Source organism: Streptomyces pseudovenezuelae (assembly GCF_029892565.1).
GTDB lineage: Bacteria > Actinomycetota > Actinomycetes > Streptomycetales > Streptomycetaceae > Streptomyces > Streptomyces pseudovenezuelae_A.
Genome location: NZ_JARXVH010000002.1, coordinates 89,322 through 107,651, shown reverse-complemented (window position 1 = coordinate 107,651; position 18,330 = coordinate 89,322). Strand labels below are relative to the sequence as shown.

At 69.7% G+C, this 18,330-nt stretch carries 17 protein-coding genes and 1 pseudogene; 8 read left to right on the top strand and 10 right to left on the bottom strand.

Annotation, left to right across the window (positions count from 1 at the left end):
• Positions 1-75: 75 nt before the first annotated feature.
• From M2283_RS05230 to M2283_RS05200, 7 genes are all read right to left on the bottom strand, one after another.
• Positions 76-1,101, bottom strand: a complete 1,026-nt coding sequence (locus M2283_RS05230; protein WP_280874829.1) for a LacI family DNA-binding transcriptional regulator — start codon at positions 1,099-1,101, stop codon at positions 76-78.
• Positions 1,102-1,183: 82 nt separating this feature from the next.
• On the bottom strand, positions 1,184-2,545 hold the full coding sequence (locus M2283_RS05225; RefSeq protein ID WP_280874828.1) for a BNR repeat-containing protein: 1,362 nt from the start codon (positions 2,543-2,545) through the stop codon (positions 1,184-1,186).
• A complete protein-coding gene (locus M2283_RS05220) occupies positions 2,542-2,862 on the bottom strand; it encodes an L-rhamnose mutarotase (RefSeq protein WP_280874827.1) in 321 nt (106 codons plus the stop codon). Before M2283_RS05220 ends, M2283_RS05225 begins: the two co-directional genes overlap by 4 nt.
• Positions 2,862-3,941 carry a rhamnose ABC transporter substrate-binding protein gene (gene rhaS, locus M2283_RS05215; RefSeq protein WP_280874826.1) on the bottom strand — a complete coding sequence of 360 codons (1,080 nt, stop codon included), beginning with the start codon at positions 3,939-3,941 and terminating at the stop codon, positions 2,862-2,864. The genes M2283_RS05220 and rhaS overlap by 1 nt, the downstream gene beginning before the upstream one ends.
• Positions 3,942-3,972: 31 nt before the next feature.
• Entirely contained in the window at positions 3,973-4,962 is a 990-nt protein-coding gene (locus M2283_RS05210) for an ABC transporter permease (RefSeq protein WP_280874825.1), read from the bottom strand.
• Positions 4,955-5,995, bottom strand: coding sequence for an ABC transporter permease (locus M2283_RS05205; protein WP_280874824.1), 1,041 nt, complete (start codon positions 5,993-5,995; stop codon positions 4,955-4,957). The genes M2283_RS05210 and M2283_RS05205 overlap by 8 nt, the downstream gene beginning before the upstream one ends.
• Positions 5,996-6,101: 106 nt before the next feature.
• Positions 6,102-7,619, bottom strand: coding sequence for a sugar ABC transporter ATP-binding protein (locus M2283_RS05200; protein ID WP_280874823.1), 1,518 nt, complete (start codon positions 7,617-7,619; stop codon positions 6,102-6,104).
• A gap of 284 nt (positions 7,620-7,903) precedes the next feature.
• Here M2283_RS05200 and rhaI point away from each other — a divergent pair, with 284 nt between their 5' ends.
• From rhaI to M2283_RS05185, 3 genes and pseudogenes are all read left to right on the top strand, one after another.
• Positions 7,904-9,064, top strand: a complete 1,161-nt coding sequence (rhaI, locus tag M2283_RS05195) for an L-rhamnose isomerase (protein ID WP_280874822.1) — start codon at positions 7,904-7,906, stop codon at positions 9,062-9,064.
• Between the two features lie 596 nt (positions 9,065-9,660).
• Positions 9,661-10,050, top strand: a pseudogene (locus M2283_RS05190) (GntR family transcriptional regulator); the annotation flags it as partial.
• A gap of 104 nt (positions 10,051-10,154) precedes the next feature.
• Entirely contained in the window at positions 10,155-10,394 is a 240-nt protein-coding gene (locus tag M2283_RS05185; RefSeq protein ID WP_280874820.1) for a UTRA domain-containing protein, read from the top strand.
• A gap of 100 nt (positions 10,395-10,494) precedes the next feature.
• On the opposite strand, the gene tmpA is transcribed toward M2283_RS05185, so the two are convergent.
• Entirely contained in the window at positions 10,495-12,129 is a 1,635-nt protein-coding gene (gene tmpA / locus M2283_RS05180) for a 2-trimethylaminoethylphosphonate dioxygenase (protein WP_280874819.1), read from the bottom strand.
• Here tmpA and M2283_RS05175 point away from each other — a divergent pair.
• The 3 genes from M2283_RS05175 (at position 12,128) to M2283_RS05165 (ending at position 14,494) form a co-directional block, all read left to right on the top strand.
• Positions 12,128-13,177, top strand: coding sequence for a threonine aldolase family protein (locus tag M2283_RS05175; protein ID WP_280875554.1), 1,050 nt, complete (start codon positions 12,128-12,130; stop codon positions 13,175-13,177). The genes tmpA and M2283_RS05175 overlap by 2 nt on opposite strands.
• Before the next feature lie 222 nt (positions 13,178-13,399).
• A complete protein-coding gene (locus tag M2283_RS05170; RefSeq protein ID WP_280874818.1) occupies positions 13,400-13,915 on the top strand; it encodes a putative immunity protein in 516 nt (171 codons plus the stop codon).
• Positions 13,916-14,122: 207 nt separating this feature from the next.
• Positions 14,123-14,494, top strand: coding sequence for a VOC family protein (locus M2283_RS05165; protein ID WP_280874817.1), 372 nt, complete (start codon positions 14,123-14,125; stop codon positions 14,492-14,494).
• On the opposite strand, the gene M2283_RS05160 is transcribed toward M2283_RS05165, so the two are convergent.
• Positions 14,491-15,063, bottom strand: coding sequence for a DUF6817 domain-containing protein (locus M2283_RS05160; RefSeq protein WP_280874816.1), 573 nt, complete (start codon positions 15,061-15,063; stop codon positions 14,491-14,493). The two genes, M2283_RS05165 and M2283_RS05160, sit on opposite strands and share 4 nt — an antisense overlap.
• Positions 15,064-15,240: 177 nt before the next feature.
• Between M2283_RS05160 and M2283_RS05155 the strand changes: the two genes are divergently transcribed.
• The gene (locus tag M2283_RS05155; protein ID WP_280874815.1) at positions 15,241-16,194 is read left to right on the top strand and encodes a LysR family transcriptional regulator; all 954 of its coding nucleotides are present in this window, start codon (positions 15,241-15,243) and stop codon (positions 16,192-16,194) included.
• Positions 16,195-16,296: 102 nt separating this feature from the next.
• Here M2283_RS05155 and M2283_RS05150 read toward each other — a convergent pair whose 3' ends face one another.
• On the bottom strand, positions 16,297-17,142 hold the full coding sequence (locus M2283_RS05150; protein WP_280874814.1) for a LysR family transcriptional regulator: 846 nt from the start codon (positions 17,140-17,142) through the stop codon (positions 16,297-16,299).
• Between the two features lie 194 nt (positions 17,143-17,336).
• On the opposite strand from M2283_RS05150, the gene M2283_RS05145 reads away from it, so the two are divergent.
• Positions 17,337-18,212 carry an NAD(P)H-binding protein gene (locus M2283_RS05145; protein WP_280874813.1) on the top strand — a complete coding sequence of 292 codons (876 nt, stop codon included), beginning with the start codon at positions 17,337-17,339 and terminating at the stop codon, positions 18,210-18,212.
• Positions 18,213-18,330: the final 118 nt, after the last annotated feature.

The window sequence follows — 18,330 nt, the reverse complement described above, 5'->3', positions numbered from 1 at the left end:
GGACCGCGTCCCAGTTCAGCACATGATCCTGCGGCCGCCACCCCCCGGGATCATGAAATCGTACTGAACGCGCGATCAGCGGCTGGACAGACTGGACCTGCGCACGACCAGTTCGGGCTGGAGGACGACCCGCCGGTGTTCGTGGTGCACCGTGCCGTTCTCCGCCTCCGTCTCCTCCAGGAGGAGCTCGGCGGCGAGGGCGCCCAGGGTGACGGCGGGCTGGCGGACCGAGGTGAGCGGGACGGCCGCGGCGGCGGCGAACTCGATGTCGTCGTAGCCGACGATCGCGAGGTCGTCGGGGACTCCGATGCCGGCCGCGTACATGGCCTGCAGGACGCCGAGGGCGAGCAGGTCGTTGGCGCAGAAGACGGCGGTGGGGCGGTCGGCGAGGCCGAGCAGCCGTGCCCCTGCGTCCCGTCCCGCGGCCACGTCGAGGCGTTCGGTGGGCAGCTCGCGCAGGCACTCGGGGCCCAGGCCCGCCTCGGCGAGCGCGTGCAGGGCGCCGGTGCGGCGGTCGCGGACCTGGTTGAGGCCGGGCGGGCCGCTGACGTAGGCGATGGAGCGGTGTCCGGCGTCGACCAGATGACGTACGGCCAGCGCGCCGCCCGCCACGTCGTCCACCGAGACCGAGCACTCGGTGGTGCCCTCGGCGACGCGGTCGACCAGCACGAAGGGGATGTTGTGCCGCCGGAACGTCTCGATGTTGCGGCCGGTCGCGTCGGCGGGGGTGAACAGGACGCCCCGCACCCGCTGCTCGGCGAAGAGCGACAGGTAGTCGGCCTCCTCGCTCGCGCTCTGGGCGCTGTTGCAGACCATCACGCCGAGTCCGGCCTCGCGGGCGGCGCGCTCGGCGCCGCGTGCCACGTCGACGAAGAACGGGTTGCCCATGTCCAGGACGAGCAGCCCCATGATGCGGCTGCGGCCCGCCCGCAGCTGACGCGCGGACTCGCTGCGGACGTAACCGAGCCGGTCGATCGCGGACAGCACGCGCGCCCGGGTCTCGGTCGCGACCGTGTCCGGGCGGTTGATGACGTTCGAGACCGTACCGACCGAGACTCCGGCGGCGCGGGCGACGTCCTTGATACCCACCGACTGGGCCATCAGGCAGGGACCTCCAGGGGAACGCGGGAGGGCGGAAAGAAGACCTTCACATTACCGTCATCAAACCGCACATCAGGCCCGGTCACGCGGGCAGTGCGAAGTCGATGACGTTGAGCGCCGAAGGCGTCGTACCGCTCGACTTCTCCTGGTACATGAACGACAGGACGTCGTCCGCCCGCACCCGCGTCTCGTCGATGACGACCTCGCCGAAGGCGTTCAGGTCGGCGCCGTCGTACAGCGGCGTCCAGTCGGTGTACCCGGAGGCCTTCGAGGCACCGGCGATCCGACCGTGGGGGAAGACCGCGTAGGCGTTGTCGTACCGGTCCAGGACCAGCTTGGTGCGCTGGCTGGAGGCGAGGGCGACCGGGATCTCGGTCTTCTGCCAGGTGCCGGCGGAGTTCTTGCGGACGTGGAAGGCGCGGCCGTGCGCGGTGCGGTCGGCGACGTAGTTGGTGGTGCACTGCCCGAAACGGCCGGGCACGTAGCTGATGATCGCGTGCGGGAGGCCGGCCGAGTCGGTGGCCTGGCTCTCCTGGTTCATCAGGGAGTGGTCGGGGTCGAGGGAGTCGACGACCAGTCCGCCGCCCGTGACCGCCACGGTGTCGGAGCTGCCTGTCTTTCCTACGACGGCTCCCGCGTCGTTGCGCCAGGTGCGGCCGCGGTCGGTCGAGTGGACGTAACCCGTGTCGTGGTTGGTGATGCCGCCGCTGTCGCACATCACGGAGGCGGACTGCTCGCGCCAGGTGAAAAAGGCGTGCAGGCGGCCATTGAGGTCGTAGTCGATGCCGTGAAGGTACATGTTGCGGGCCAAGGACGAGCCGTGCGCGCTGGCGTACGTGCCCGTCGAACTGGTCCACTCCCCCAGCGCCGTCCACCTCGAACCGTCGTACTCCGCAAGGGCGTTGCGGCCGTTGCCGGAGACGCCGGCCCGGTAGCTGAGCTGGAGCCTGCCCTCGGGGGTGGCGATGAACTGCGGGTACGTGAACTGCGAGGTGAGCGCGAGTCCGTCGAGCGAGGTCTGTACGGGGCCGAGGACGGCTGAAGTCCAGGCGGTGGAGGTCGGGTTGTCGAGGAGGCCCGCGATCGACTTGACGTAGAAGAAGCCGTCGCTGTGGGAGTCGAGGTTGAGGTGGAGGCGGCCGTCGAGCTTGGAGACGCCCATCGAGATGACGTTGTGGGAGTCGTCGCTCTTGAGGGTGTGGGACAGGGCGAAGGTGGACCAACTGGCGCCGCCCAGAGGGCGTCTGGCGATGACGGCGTGGCGGGTGGCCGTGTACCAGGCCGCGTACTGGTGGCCTCGGTACGTGAACAGCCCGTTCTTCTGGAACGAGTTGTTGTTGACCAGTCCGTCGTAGGAGACGAAGTACAGGGCGGCGGCGTCCAGTCGGGTGCGGTTCAGCAGGGTGAGCGCGGGTGCTGCCAGCCCGCTTCCGGCGGCGGTCATGAGAGGTGGAACACCTCCGTGAGGGGCTTCATCGCCTCGTCGGGCCGGGCGCCGTCCAGCGACTCGAAGAACGGCGCCATCTCGGCCTGCCAGCGGGCGTTGACGTCGGTGGCCTCCATACCGGCCTGGGCGGCGGCGAGGTCCTCGGTCTCCAAGTAGCCGACCAGCAGGCCGTCTTCGCGCAGGAAGAGCGAGTAGTTGTGCCAGCCGGTGGCCGAGAGTGCGTCGAGCATCTCGGGCCACACGGCTGCGTGCCGCTCGCGGTACTCGTCGAGGCGGTCCGCCCTGACCTTCAGCAGGAAGCACACGCGCTGCATCAGAAGTTGAACTGGTCGATGTTCTTGGCGTTGAAGACGGTCGGCTTGCCGAGGTTGATCACGCCGTCCTTGCCGATGGTGTACGAGGTGTCGCCGGCCTTGAAGGTCTCGCCCTCCTTGCCGGTGATCTGGCCGGAGGCCAGCGCCACGGCGGTGCGGGCGGCGAGGTCGCCGAGCTTGGCCGGGTCCCACAGCTCGAAGGCCTCGACGGTGCCGTTCTTGACGTACTTGCGCATGTCGTTCGGGGTGCCGAGGCCGGTCAGCTTGACCTTGCCCTTGTACTTGGAGCCGGACAGGTACTGGGCGGCGGCCTTGATGCCGACGGTGGTCGGGGAGATGATCCCCTTCAGGTTCGGGTACTCCTGGAGCAGACCCTGGGTCTGCTGGAAGGACTGCTGGGCGTCGTCGTTGCCGTACGCGACCTTGACCAGTTTGACGTTCTTGTACTTGGGGTCCTTGAGTTCGTCCTTCATGAAGTCGATCCAGGTGTTCTGGTTCGTCGCGGTCTGCGCGGCGGACAGGATCGCGATCTCGCCCTTGTAGCCGATCTGTTCGGCGAGCAGCTGCACCTCGGTGCGGCCCAGGTCCTCGGCGCTGGCCTGCGAGACGAAGGCGCTGCGGCAGTCGGGCTTGGTGTCGGAGTCGTAGGTGACGACCTTGATGCCGTTCTTCATGGCCTGCTTGAGCGCGGTGCACAGGGCGCCCGGGTCCTGCGCGGAGACGGCCATCGCGTCCACCTGCTGCTGGGTGAGCGTGTTGACGTAGGAGACCTGGCCGGAGGTGTCGGTGGCGCTGGCCGTGCCGACCTCCTTGTACTTGGAGCCCAGTTCGGTGAGCGCCTTCTCGCCGCCCTTGTCGGCGGAGGTGAAGTAGGGGTTGTTGACCGACTTGGGCAGGAAGCCGACGGTGAGGCCCTTCTTGAGGGCGGCGTTCGGGTCCGCCTTGCCGGCGGTGGCGGCGGCGCCCCCGTCGTCCTTGACGTCGTTCTTGGTGGTGCCGCCACAGGCGGTCAGGGCGAGCGCGAGGGAGGTGGCGGCGGCGAGGGCCGCGCAGGAACGGCGGACGGATGACTTGCGCATGAGGGAGGTCCTTTACAAGGGTGAGCGGAGGTTACGAGGTCGGGGCCGAGGCGGCTCTGCGGCCCGCCCTCGCCACGGAGATCTGTCGAGCGACTCGCGGGCCGAGCACGGAAACGACGAGCAGGACGCCGGTGACGACGATCTGCGACTGCGCGGAGACATTGAGGAGGCTCATGACGTTCTGCAGCGCACCGAGCAGAAAGACACCCGCGATCGCGCCGCCCAACGTGCCCTTGCCGCCGTCGAAGTCGATGCCGCCGAGCAACACCGCCGCGACGACGGAGAGTTCGAGGCCGGTGGCGTTGTCGTAGCGGGCGCTGGCGTAGTGCAGGGCCCAGAAGATGCCGGTGAGCGAGGCCATCAGACCGGTCATCGTGAACAGGATCAGCTTGTGCCACCGGACCCGGATCCCGGCGAACCGCGCGGCTTCCTCACTCGCGCCGATCGCGAACAGCGACCGCCCGAACGGGGTGGCGTGCAGGACGACCACGGCGATGGCGAGCAGTACGAGGAAGGGCAGGAAGGCCTGCGGGACGAAGCTGTTGCCGATGCGTCCGGCCGCGAAGTCCAGGTACTGGGTGGGGAAGTCGGTGACCGCGTTCGAGCCGAGCACGATCTGCGCGATGCCCCGGTAGGCGGCGAGGGTGCCGATGGTGACGGCGAGGGAGGGCAGTCCGAGCCGGGTGACGAGCAGGCCGTTGACGAGCCCGCACACCACGCCGAGGAGCAGACACAGCGGGATGATCGTCTCGATCGCCATGCCGTCGTTCCACAGCTTGCCCATCACCGCGCCCGACAGACCGGCCGTGGAGGCGACGGACAGGTCGATCTCGCCGGCCACCACCAGGAGCGTCATCGGCAGGGCGATCAGCGCGATCGGCAGGGTGTTGCCGAGCAGGAAGGACAGGTTGAGGGCGTTGCCGAAGCCGTCGACCGTACCGAACGACAGCAGCAGCAGGACGACCAGGAGCGCGCCGACGACCGTGTCCCAACGGACCGCGCGCGTCAGGGAGTCAGGCATGGCGGGCGTTCCTCTTCTTCAGGGCGGAGGCCACCCGCAGCGCCACGATCCGGTCGACCGCGATGGCGAGGAGCAGCAGGATGCCGTTGATGGCGAGCACCCACACGGAGCTGACGCCGAGGGCCGGCAGCACGCTGTTGATGGAGGTCAGCAGCAGGGCGCCGAGGGCCGCGCCGTAGACGCTGCCGGACCCGCCGGTGAAGACGACGCCGCCGACCACGACCGCGCTGACGACGGTGAGTTCGTAGCCGTTGCCGGTGCCGGAGTCGACGTTGCCGAACCGCGCCAGGTACATCGCGCCGGCGAGTCCGGCGAGTGCGCCGCAGAAGGTGTACGCGGCCAGGATCCGCTTGCGCACCGGGATGCCGGCCAGGCGTGCGGCCTCCGGGTTGGAGCCGAGCGCGTACAACTCGCGTCCGCTGCCGAAGTGCTTGAGGTAGTACGCGGTCGCCACCAGCACCGCGAGCGCGATGAGCGCCAGCCACGGCACCGCCGAGATGCCGCCGGAGCCGAAGTCCACGAAGCCGCCCGGGAGATCGGCCGCGGTGATCTGGCGGGAGCCGACCCAGATGGAGTCGACGCCTCGGATGATGTAGAGCGTGCCCAGGGTGACGACGAGCGCCGGGACCTGGCCGAGGCTGACGAGGAGCCCGTTGAGCAGTCCGCAGCCGATGCCGAGCAGCACGGCCAGGACGATGGCCACGAGTCCGTTGCCGCCGCCCTGAAGATAGTCGCCGGCGGCGAAGGCGGTGATGCCGAGGGTGGAGCCGACGGACAGGTCGACGTTGCGGGTGATGACGACCAGGGACTGGCCGGTGGCGACCAGGACCAGGATGGTCGCGTTCAGGAGCAGGTCCTTGATGCCCTGCTCGGAAAGGAACTCGCTGTTGCCCATCTGGGTGATGGCGATCATCACCAGGAAGACGGCCAGGATGGCGAGTTCACGCATCTTGAAGACACGGTCGACCAGCCGGGTGCCACTGGACTTGGGCACCTCGGCGGCGGGGGCGGGATTGGGTGCGGTCACCGTCATACGGCGGCCCTCCATACGGCAGTCGTCATGCGGCGGTTCCGCGCCGAACAGGCAGGTGCCGTACGGCAGTTCTCCGTGCCGCGGGCCCGCCCGCGAGGTGTCGTCGTCATGCGGCGGCCCTCCCGGTCGCGGCGGCCATCACGGTCTCCTCGGTGGCCTCGGCGCGCGGGATCTCGGCGGCGAGTCGGCCCTCGTGCATCACCAGCACGCGGTCGGCCATGCCGAGCACCTCGGGCAGGTCGGAGGAGATCATCAGGACGGCCACCCCCTCGGCGGCCAACTCGCCGAGCAGTCGGTGCACTTCGGCCTTGGTGCCGACGTCGATGCCCCGGGTCGGCTCGTCGACGATCAGTACCTTGGGGCCGGTGGCGAGCCACTTGGCGAGGACGACCTTCTGCTGGTTGCCGCCGGACAGCGTGGAGACGGTGTCGGCGATCCGGGCGTACTTGACGTGGAGCTTGACGGCCCAGTCCAGCGACCGGCTGCGCTCGGCATCGCGGTCCATCAGCCCGGCCTTGACGGTCGTACGCAGTCCGGTGAGGCCGATGTTGCGCTCGATGGACATCTCCATCACCAGGCCCTGCGCGCGCCGGTCCTCGGGGACCAGGGCGAGCCCGGCGGCCATGGCCGTGGAGGGGGCGCCGTTGGTCAGCCCCTTCCCGTCCACCTCCACCGTGCCGGCGTCCCACCGGTCGATGCCGAAGACGGCGCGCGCCACCTCGGTGCGACCGGCGCCGACGAGCCCGGCGAGACACACGATCTCGCCGCGCCGCACGTCGAAGGAGACGTCGGTGAAGACGCCCTCCCGGGTCAACCGCCGTACGCTCAGGGCGACTTCGCCGGGCTCGACGTCCTGCTTGGGGTACAGCTCGTCGAGGTCGCGGCCGACCATGCGCCGTACGAGATCGTCCTCGGTCATGCCGTCGAGCGGCTCGCTGGCGATCAACGCCCCGTCCCGCAACGTTGTCACCCGCCGGCAGATCTCGAAGATCTCCTCCAGCCGGTGCGAGATGAACAGCACGGCGGAACCCTGGTCGCGCAGGGTGCGCACGACCCCGAAGAGCCGGGCCACCTCGCTGCCGGTGAGCGCGGCCGTCGGCTCGTCCATGATCAGCACCCGCGCCTCGAAGGAGAGGGCCTTGGCGATCTCGACGATCTGCTGGTCGGCGATGGACAGGCCGCGGGCGGGGCGCTCGGGGTCGAGGTCGACGCCGAGGCGCTTCATCAGGGCGGCGGTCGCCGTGTGGGTGGCCTTGTGGTCGATCCGGCCGAGCGCCCGCCGGGGCTGGCGGCCCATGAAGATGTTCTCGGCGATCGAAAGGTCGGGGAAGAGCGTGGGCTCCTGGTAGATCACGGCGATGCCGGCGTCCCGGGCGTCGCCGGGTCCGTGGAAGACGACGGGCGCACCGTCGAGCAGCACCCGGCCGGCGTCCGGCCGGTGCACCCCGGCGAGCGTCTTGATGAGGGTCGACTTGCCCGCGCCGTTCTCTCCGGCGAGCGCGTGCACCTCGCCGGGGAACAGTTCCAGGGACACGTCCCGCAGGGCACGCACGGCGCCGAAGGACTTCGAGATGTCCTCCAGTGCCAGCACCGGGGCCGGTCCCGTGTCGGACGGGTGGGTCATGAGGGGCTCCTCGACGACGCCCGGGGCGGGCCCTCACAGCGTCGTGAAAGGTTTCAACTTGGTTGCCGGGACGTTAGGCGCGTGGGCCATGTCACGTCAATGGGTCCACCTCGAAAAAGTTTCGACAGTCCTTCGAGAGCCAAAGGTCACGGTCAGGCCACGGGCAGATCATGGGCAACAGGGTCTGCCAAAACGCTTGACACCCCTTCGGGAGCCTCTTAGCTTCCGATCCTGAATCGATTCATACAGAAGCTGTTCTGTACCGACGTCACAGGAGCCCTGAAGTGACCGAGCTCGCCGCGGTGAAGGCCGCGCTGAAGACCCAGGCAGTCGAGACGCCGTCGTGGGCGTACGGGAACTCGGGGACCCGTTTCAAGGTGTTCGCGCAGCAGGGCGTACCGCGCGATCCCTACGAGAAGCTCGCGGACGCGGCGCAGGTGCACGAGTTCACCGGCGTGGCCCCGACCGTCGCGCTGCACATCCCGTGGGACAAGGTCGAGGACTACGGGGCGCTGGCGAAGTACGCCGAGGAGCGCGGCCTGAAGCTGGGGACGATCAACTCCAACACCTTCCAGGACGACGCCTTCAAGCTCGGCAGCATCTGCCACGCGGATCCGGCGGTGCGGCGCAAGGCGCTCGACCATCTGCTGGAGTGCGTCGACATCATGGACGCGACCGGGTCAAGGGACCTGAAGCTGTGGTTCGCCGACGGCACCAACTACCCCGGACAGGACGACATCCGCGAACGCCAGGACCGGCTCGCGGAGGGCCTGGCAGAGGTGTACGACCGCCTCGGCGACGACCAGCGGATGCTCCTGGAGTACAAGCTCTTCGAGCCCGCCTTCTACACCACCGACGTCCCCGACTGGGGCACCGCCTACGCCCACTGCCTCAAGCTCGGCGAAAAGGCGCAGGTCGTTGTCGACACCGGCCACCACGCCCCCGGCACCAACATCGAGTTCATCGTCGCCACCCTGCTGCGCGAACGGAAGCTCGGCGGCTTCGACTTCAACTCCCGCTTCTACGCCGACGACGACCTCATGGTCGGCGCCGCCGATCCCTTCCAGCTCTTCCGCATCCTCTACGAGGTCTCCCGCGGCGGCGGCTTCACCGCCGGCGTCGCCTTCATGCTCGACCAGTGCCACAACATCGAGGCCAAGATCCCGGCGATCATCCGCTCCGTGATGAACGTCCAGGAGGCGACGGCGAAGGCGCTCCTTGTGGACCGGGAGGCGCTGGCCGTGGCCCAGCGGGAGGGTGACGTGCTGGGCGCCAACGCCGTGTTGATGGACGCGTACAACACGGATGTGCGGCCACTGCTGGGTGAGGTGCGGGAGGAGTTGGGGCTGGATCCGGATCCGATGGGTGCGTATCGGCGGTCCGGGTGGGCGGAGAAGATCGTGGAGGAGCGGGTTGGGGGGACGCAGGCGGGGTGGGGGGCTTAGGGGTGGTGGGGCGCTACTCCTTGGAGTGGCCGGTGCGAGTGGTGACCGGCGCGGCGGGGTGCGGTGGCTGCGGGGGGGGGCGGTGACCGGGGCCGGTAACCAGGGCAGGGGTTCGGTGACGGCGGCAGGGGTTCGGCGGGCGCTCGCTCGGCCTGGTCGGTTGGGCCAGGGGGCGGTGACGGCGAGGGGTCGGTGACCGCGGCGCGGGTTCGGTGCCGGCCGCAGGTGTATTGGCGGACGCTCGCCCGGCGTGGACGGTGGTGGCGAGGAATCGGTGGCCCCGGCGGGGATTCGGTGCCGGCCACAGGCATTCGACGGGCGCTCGGCCACGCCCGTGACGGCCGGGGCTCGTGATCGCGAGAGGCCGGTGACCGCCGCGGGAGTTCGGCGAGCCGCACGTGTTCGGTGCCGCGTCGCAGGCACAGATGGTGAGGGTTCGGACGCGCGGCACGGTCAGTGGTATTCGGTGAGCCCCATTAGGCTCCCTGCTCAGAGCACATCCGTGACCCGGTCGGGAAGGGCCGTGGCCGAGCAGGGCGGTGAGGGACAGGGTGACGCAGGGCGCGGCCGGGGAACGCGGGGCGCGGGACCAGGCCATGTACCGGAAGGTCGCGGCGGACCTGGGCCGGGAGATCGGCGAGGGCAGATACGGCTCCGGCGGGCGGCTGCCCACCGAGGGCGAGCTCGCCGAACGGTACGGCGTCTCCCGGGGTACGGTCCGCCAGGCGATGGCCATGCTGCGGACCGAGGGGCTCATCGCCTCGCGGCGCGGTACCCGGCGGGTCGTGATCGGGGTGCCCCGGCCGCAAAGCTTCGGCGAACTGCTCAGCTTCACCCGCTGGGCCCGTTCGACGGGCGAGGAACCCGGCGGCCTGATCGTCGCCACGGACACCCGGCCCGCCGACCCGACCGAACGTGCCCAACTGCGCCTGCCGGAGGGAGCCGAGGTCTACCAAGTACGACGGCTGCGTACGTTGTCGGGCCGCCCGGTGATGCTGGAGCGCACCGTCTACCCGCCTGCCGTTGGTGAGTTGCTCGACGCGCTGCCGTCGGACACGGTCTCCTACACCGTGGCGCTTGAGGAGTGGGGGTGCTGTTCGCAGATGCCCAGCACGCCATCGACCTGTGCCGGGCCGACGCGGAGGACGCCCGCCTGCTCGGCTGCCGGCCCGGCGACCCGCTGTTGCGCGAGCGGCGGGTCAGCACGGATCCGACCGGCACGCCGATCGAATGGTCCGAGGACCGGTATCTGCCGGAGACCGTCGCCTTCACCGTGCACAGTTCAGCGGCCTCCGGCTCGCTGGCCCGCCGCCCGGCCGGCGACGCCTGACCGGACGCCGGCGGGGAGGGACGGCCGCCTGCCCGGACGCCGACTCCAACACCTGACCAGACGCCGACACGGCAGGACGGACGCCCGTCCGGAGGCCTGATCAAGCGGTCCGCAGCAGCGCCGCGAGCAACGGCCGGAAGTGCGCGAAATCCGGGGCCGACACCTCGGGGTCCTTGCCCTCGTCGTCCCAGCGACGCACCGCGACCCCGTCCGCCGCGTAGGGGTTCGCCTCGTACCCGTCGACCTCGGACGGAGACATCGGACCGCCCTGCACCTCAAGCGTGTACACCGAAGCCTCGGAGAGCCGGTCGAAGTATTCGGGCTCGACCGCGCACAGGTAGCGCTTGGCCGCCACGTGCAGCCGGATCGGCTCCGTGACCTCAGGGCCGAACCAGTCGGCCAACCGATCCGCCCCGGTGTGGCTGTGCAGGTTGTCGGTACCGGCCATCAACTCCTCGCCACTGACCGGGCCTTGGAAGTGCCCGATGTCGTGCAGCAGCGCGGCCGCCACCAACGGGCCCGGCGCACCCGCTTCTTCGGCCTGCGCCGCGGCCTGCAACATGTGCTGTGCCATCGTCACCGCCTCGCCCAGGTATGCGCCCGCCCCCTCGCCCGTGAAGAGTTGGGCGAGTCCGTCCAGGAACTCCTCACCCGCCACGACCCGTTGGCGCAGCAGCACGGCCAAGGTCCCGGCGAGCGCGTCGATGTCGGCGTAGGCACCCTGGAGGTGGCGGGCGCCGCTCTCCTCGAAGGCGGTACGGGCGTGCAGCAGCCGGACGTTGTCGAAGATCAGGCAGTCACCGGGCGAGAGCCGGAAGTCCAGCTGGAGTTCGGGTCGCAGGGTGATCTCGGCGAAGATCCGGTACGCCCGGTAGAAGGCGTCCAGTTCGTCGGCGGGCAGCCGCAGCGTGGAGATCGAGCGGTTGTTGAACCGCACCTCGCGGATCCGACCACGACCGTCCACGTCGATCAACGGCCGGTCGGCCGCCAGCTCGGTACGCGCGTCGCTGAAGCGGAACGGCACGGGGATGCGCGTCAGCACCGCGAACGCCTCCGGGTCCTCGGCACGCAGCAGCGCGGCGGCCTTGAACCCGTCCACAAGGCCGGAGTCGCCGCCGACCGCCGCGTTGGACAGACAGTGCAACAACTGGAGCGTGGGCACCGGGTCGCGGTACGGGTTGTCGGTGTGCGGGGCGATCCGTGCACCGGTGAAGGCGAGGTTGTTGGGGTCCGGTTCCACGCGCACGTCGAAGAGCCGACCGTAGTTGGTCTCGCGGACGTAGCCGAAGGTCTCCGCCACTGCCAGCACCTGACCCTCGCGGCACGGCACGTCGCGCAGCAGGGCGAACCCGAGCCCGAGGACCGACTCCAGCACCCGCGCCTTGGTCACCGGGTCGCGCAGGTACTCCGCCCAGTCCGCCTCGGGGAGCCCGTCAGCCAAGTCGGCGGCAACCCACAGCGTCTTCCCGGTCTCGTCGCGCCGATCCCCGGAGCCGTCGCCGGCGTCAGGCCGGTTGGCGGTCAACCACCGCGCGGAGTACGCGGAACGGTGGCCGTCGGGTGCCCAGTCGACCTCCACACCGTCGGCGGTCTGCCGGACCGCACCGAGCGCGAGATCGACGGGCAACTCGGTGATCTGGAACAGCTTCTGCCCGTTGCGCGGATCCCGGCAGCGGAGGCAGGGGCAGTTGTCGCGCAGCCATGCGAGGGGCAGTTCCTCTACTGACAGTGACATTCTCATCACTCCCTCCAGCCGTGCCTTCATCAGCGACAACATGGCCGGGGTGTCCCCGCAGATAGCGCAGGCAGTCGCCGACGCGGCCGCCGGGCAGGTCCTGCCGTACGGCAACGATCCCTTCACCGACAGCGCGCGCCGCAGGCTCGGCGAGATCTTCGAGTGGGACGTCGATGTCTTCCCGGTCTCCACCGGGTCCGCCGCCAACGGCCTGAGCCTGGCCGCCCTCACCCCGCCGTGGGGCAGCGTGCTCTCGCACCCCGACAGCCACATCAACACCGACGAGTGCGGGGCTCCGGAGTTCTTCACCAACGGCGCCAAGCTCGTGGGCGTGCCGGGCCCCGACAGCAAGATCGACCCCGGTGCACTCCAAACCGCGGTGCGGCGCCGGGCCGGTGACGTGCACAGCGTGCAGCCGTCCGTGGTGAGCATCAGTCAGGCCACCGAGAGCGGCAGTGTCTATACCCTGGAGGAGATCCGCCGCCTGTCCGCCATCGCCAAGGACGCGGGCCTGCGCGTCCACATGGACGGCGCGCGCTTCGCCAACGCCCTGGCCCATCTCGGCGCCACCCCGGCCGAGATGACCTGGAAGGCGGGCATCGACGTCCTGTCCTTCGGCGCCACCAAGAACGGCGCGATGACCGCCGACGCCATCGTCTCCTTCGACCCCACGCTCGCCTCCGAACTCGCCTTCCGTGCCAAGCGCGCCGGCCAACTCGCTTCCAAGATGCGCTTCCAGACGGCCCAGATCGACGCGTACCTCGCCGACGACCTGTGGCTGCGCAACGCCCGCCAGGCCAACGAGATGGCCACCCGCCTCGGCGACGGCCTCAAGTCCCTCCCCGGCGCAGGCCTGTTGGCCACCCCCCAGGCCAACATCCTCTTCTGCCGCCTGCCCCAGCAGGTCGCCGAAGGGCTCCTCTCCGAGGGCTACGCCTTCTACCACGACCGCTGGGAACCGGGCATCGTCCGCTTCGTCACCGCCTTCTCCCACAGCGCCGACGACATCGACCAACTCCTCGACGCGGTCCGCCGCCACACCAACTGACGGACGGTCACGGCCCCGGGCGCAGGTCGGTGAAAAGGCCGCCGCGCGCTCCGTCGTGCGCGAGGTGGTCGGCGGCTGAGAGCTCGTCTTGTCCGGCCCGGAGAGGGGTATGCAAGCATGCCGATCGACCACCAGGTTTGCAGGCTTCGCTTCGGGGTGTGCATGGTCGCGGGTGCGCGTCCTCGGGTGTGGGACGGATGCCAGTAGGAAGGAATGCCGGCCATGGTCCTCCCGAAGGTCAGGGACCCTCGCTTCGTGACGATCCGCCGCGGTGGGACCCTCACCGATTCGGATCACCATCTCCTCGCCCTTTGGGCGGCGGCTTGCGCGGAGCACGTCCTTGGCCACTTCGAGTCGGCTCAACCTGAGGACCCTCGGCCGCGCCAGGCGATCGAGCATGCCCGCGCCTGGGTGCGTGGTGAGGTCAAGATGATGCAGGCCCGCGCGGCGGGCGGCCATGCGATGGGCGCGGCTCGAGAGCTACGTGGTGCAGCACGGCATGCCGCGTATGCGGCCGGCCAGGCCGGAGCCGTCGCACACGTCGCCGCGCACGAACTCGGCGCGGCCGCCTACGCGATCAAGGCCGCACGCGCTGCCGCGCCAACGGGCGGGAGCGAGGCCGCAGGGCGACTCGAGTGCCAGTGGCAGCGCGGCCAGCTCCCGGAAGCGATTCGCGAGCTCGTACTCGACGACCAGCGATTGCGGAACGACATCTGCTGGTCGGCGTTTGACTGCTGAGCGCTGAGCTTCCGGCACTGGCTGAGCGGGTCGGTGAGCACGGCACGGTGATCGGCGTCGATCGTGACCCGGTCATGCTCGCCCAAGCGCGTGATCCGACGAGTGGCCTGCGCGGAGTGGAGGTCCGGGGGCGACGTACATGCGCTTCCCATCGATCCGGGATCGGTACAGGGTCCGCCCAGCCAATCACTGGGCACACTGGCCCACATGCCTGTCTCACTGCATCACATCGTCATCGACGCCCACGATCTGCCCGCGCTGGCCCGGTTCTGGGCCGAGGTGTTGGGCTGGCGGATCCTTTCCGAACGGGAGCGGGAGGTCGTGATCGGGCCGGACGAGACCGCGCCTGTGGGCATCTGCTTCATGCCGGTGACGGACCGCAAGGCCGTCAAGAACCGTCTGCACCTCGATCTGACGTCCGCCGCGGAGGACCGGGAGGCCGAGATCGAGCGCATCCTCGCGCTCGGCGCCCGCAGGGCGGACGTCGGTCAGAGCGGCGACGAGTCGTGGACGGTGCTGGCCGATCCGGAGGGGAATGAGTTCTGCGTGGTCCGCCCGAAGAAGACCCTCATCGGTTAGGAACTCACTTCAGACTCACAAGCCGACCAGGCAGGTTGACTCAGCAGGGGGCGGAAGCGAGTGAAGAGCGCGAGGAGTTCGGGTCCCCACCTCTCGCGAAACACAGGATCGATGCGGGCGATGTCGAGTTCATTGGCAGCGGACAACTCGGCGAAGTCGCAGCGCAGTTGAAGCTCCGGTCTGAGGCCGCGACCGGTGAAACGGTCGCGGAAAGGCCCGTCGGCGTCTGTGACCGTCGGGTAAGTGGCCTTCCGGTCGCACGAGGCATAGCAGTACACGATCGCTTCGGCCTCGGCGCCGATCACCAGGACGAGTTCGGCACGGCGGTCCACCGGCAGCAGAGCGGTTGGGAAGCCGTCGGTTCCATAGAACGCGTGGCACAGGCCCGCGAGTTGGAGGGCGGGGCGGGCGCCCCAGTCGGCGAGTTGTGCCTGGACCCGCTGGAGGTGCGCGAGGAGGGTGCCGCCCGGGTGGGCAATATCTGCGGCACCGAATTTGCGCAGCAGCGCGACGGCTCGGTCGGCAGGCGCAGAGCCCGAGGCAAAGGCAGATTCAGGGCAAGCAGCCACAGGGCACTCTCCTTCCCACACTGAGGTCGGCACCCGTCCGCGCCTTCGCCTGTGGTCCGGACCCCGCGAAAGCGTCGGACGGGTTGCCGCCTGGGCCCTGCATCGATCGTCCTGGAATTCACGCACCCCAGTCAATCCTCCGGATTTCTGCCAACACCCCAGCTGTAGCTTGGAGTTATGACTCTGGACGACCTGCGCGTCTTCGTGGCCGTATGCCGGGCGGGAAACCTCAGTGCCGTCGCCCGGGAGCTGGGCTGCACGCAATCCGCCGTGAGCCAGCATGTGAAGCGGCTGGAACGGGAGACCGGCGTCAGCCTCCTGGAGCGCCAACCGCGAGGTGTAGTGCCCACACCCGCGGGACGTGTCCTGTGCGAAGCCGCCGCCGGCAGCATCGCCGGTCTGGAACTGGCCCTGCGACACATCGACGACCTCGCCAACGGTGAGACCGGCTCCGTGCGTGTCACCACGGGCGGGACGACGGTGCGGCACTTCATGTCGGAAGCCATCGTCGACTTCCGGCGGCGCTACCCGAAGGTGAGCCTGGAGTTCCGGACGGAGACCTCCAGCCGCAGTTGCTTCGACGCACTCACCGCCGGCAACCTCGACCTCGCCTGGGTCACCATCGACGGCCCGGTACGAGGCATCGAGCAGCGCCCTGTCGTCCATCTGCCCTGGGTACTTGCCGTCCGTACCGACGATCCCCTCGCAGACCGACCCTGCGCCACGACAGCCGAACTCACCGACATCCTCGCCGAGATCCGTCTCATCCGACTCCCCCAGAACTCCACGTCAGGTGCCCGACTCGACGCCGCCTTCGCCGAGTTGGGCGTACGGAGCAGCTCCGACACCGGCGTCGCCGACTGGGACACCGCCCTCCTGCTGGCAGAACTCGGCCTCGGACACGCCGTAGTCCCTGCCCTGCCAGGCCGACTGGTTCCCGGTGACAGTCCTCTCCGTCTCATCCCCCTCCCGGACCTGCCCCCGCTCCCGGTCGGCTGGGCCGTTCGCCGCTGGGACGCCCTCGCCCCGCTGGCCCGGGTCTTCGCTGACACCGTCGCCCACTGTTGTACGGACGCGGCGGGCGGTGTCGAGCGCGGTGACGGCATCTGGGAAGCCGAAGGGCGTAGATGAGGCCATGGCCACCTCCGCGCTCCTCCTCCGCCCTGCCTCCCTACCTGTCCGCCCGCCTTCCCGGCCCAGAACACTCCTGCCGGCACCGCCGACCCGTTCCCCCTACGCGACCACCGAAGTCGCAGCCCGCACCAACGCCGCCGTCGCCACAGAACAGGACTTCTGAGGCCACGCGATCGACAGCGTGGCAGGCGCGACATCCACAACCGGACGGTAGACGACACCCGGCCGCGGATAGCGAACCGTCACCGACTCCGGCAACAGCGTGACGAGATCGCCCAGTTCGACGTGGGCGAGCAGTTGGGCGAGGTCGATGAAGCCGTGTTGCTCGACGGTCGAGTCGAGGTACTGGCCGAGGCCGGCGAGGTTGCCCGGTTCGACTCCGGGGAGGGCGAGGTCGGCGAGGGTGAGGCGATCCCGCGCGGCGAGGGGGTGGGCGGCGGGGAGGACCGCCTGGCGCGGTTCGACGAAGATCGGCTCCGTGTCGAGGTCGGTGCTGTCGAACGGGTCGTAGACCAGAGCGGCGTCCGCCTCGCCCTGGCGCAGCAGATGGACCTGTTCGCCCCAGCCGGAGAGGCGGATCGTCACGGGCCGGGCGGCCGGGTCGGCCGCGAAGCGGGCCAGGATGGTGTCCAGCAGGCCCCCGTAGCCGTCGGCCTTGACGGCCAGGACCAGCTTCGCGTCCGGGCCGGACGCGCGTTGGGCCCGTCGTCCGGCCGCGTGCAGGGCCTCCAGGGCGCCCCGGGCCTCCGACAGGAGGACGCTGCCGGCCGCCGTCAGTGCGACGCTGTGCGTGCTGCGCTCCAAGAGGGTGACGCCCAGGTCCGCTTCGAGCTTGCGGATCGCGCGGGACAGGGGTGGGGCCGAGATGCCCAGGCGCTCGGCGGCACGGGCGAAGTTGAGCTCTTCGGCGACGGCGACGAAGTAGCGCAGGGGCCGGGATTCCATGGCCTGACACCTCCGATTCGGTGTTACCTCCAGGGTAACAAGTGGGACCTCTTCGATCCTTCCGTTCCGCCGGGGCCGGTCGGAGGATCGAACTACGAAGCGCGGCGCACAAAGTGCGACGCACGAAGCACTCGGCGAGATGCACTCGCCGCGAAGCACCCACAACCATGCGCCCAGAACTTTCGGAGTCCCCCTTGATCGTCATCACCACTCCCACCGGCTCGATCGGCCGACAGGTCCTCGACACCCTCCTCGAAGGCGATGAGCCGATCCGCGTGATCGCACGCGACCCGTCCCGGCTCCCCGAGCGGGTGCGCGAACGCGCGGACGTCATCGCCGGGTCCCACACCGACCGCGATGTCGCCATGAAGGCCTTCGAGGGCGCGGACCGCGTCTTCTGGGTGGTGCCCCCGGACCACAGCACGACCGACGTCGAGGCCTACTACCTGGACAGCACCCGCCCTGCCTGCGAGGCGATCGAGGCCCACGGCGTCCGGCAGGTGGTGGCCGTCTCCACCATGGGCGTCGGTATCGAGAAGAACGCCGGACACCTGTCCGCCGCGCGGGCCACCGACGAACTGATCGCCGACACGGGCGTCGCCTACCGGGCGCTGCGCCCGCCGACGTTCATGGAGAACCTGCTCCGCCAGATCGACCCGATCAGGAACCAGGGCATGTTCTTCCTGCCGCAGCCGGCGGACCGCGTACTCGCGCTCGTCGCCACCCGCGACATCGCCGCCAAGGCCGCCGAACTGCTCCACGACCACTCGTGGACCGGCTACGAGGGCGTCCCGGTGATCAGCCCCGACGCGATCACCCCCGACGACATGGCCACGATCATGTCCGAGGTACTGGAGCGGCCGGTCCGTCTCCAGTCGATCCTCCCCGAGGCGCACCGGCAGAACATGCTCGGGCGCGGCGCGTCCGAGGCGTCGGCGCAGGGCCTGGCGGACATGGCCACGGCCCAGAACAACGGCGCCTACGACGAGGAGCAGCGCACTGCACGGCCCGGCCCCACCGGCTTCCGCCAGTGGTGCGAGGAGGTGCTCAAGCCGGCCGTCCTGGGCTGAGCCCCATGAATCGATTCATGGAGCGAGCGTGCCGACCCACCTCTCACGGGCAACTCCCGTGACGGCCACGCCGACATCTTGACGCCGTCACAGCCCTGCGACTAGTTTCCCTGAAACG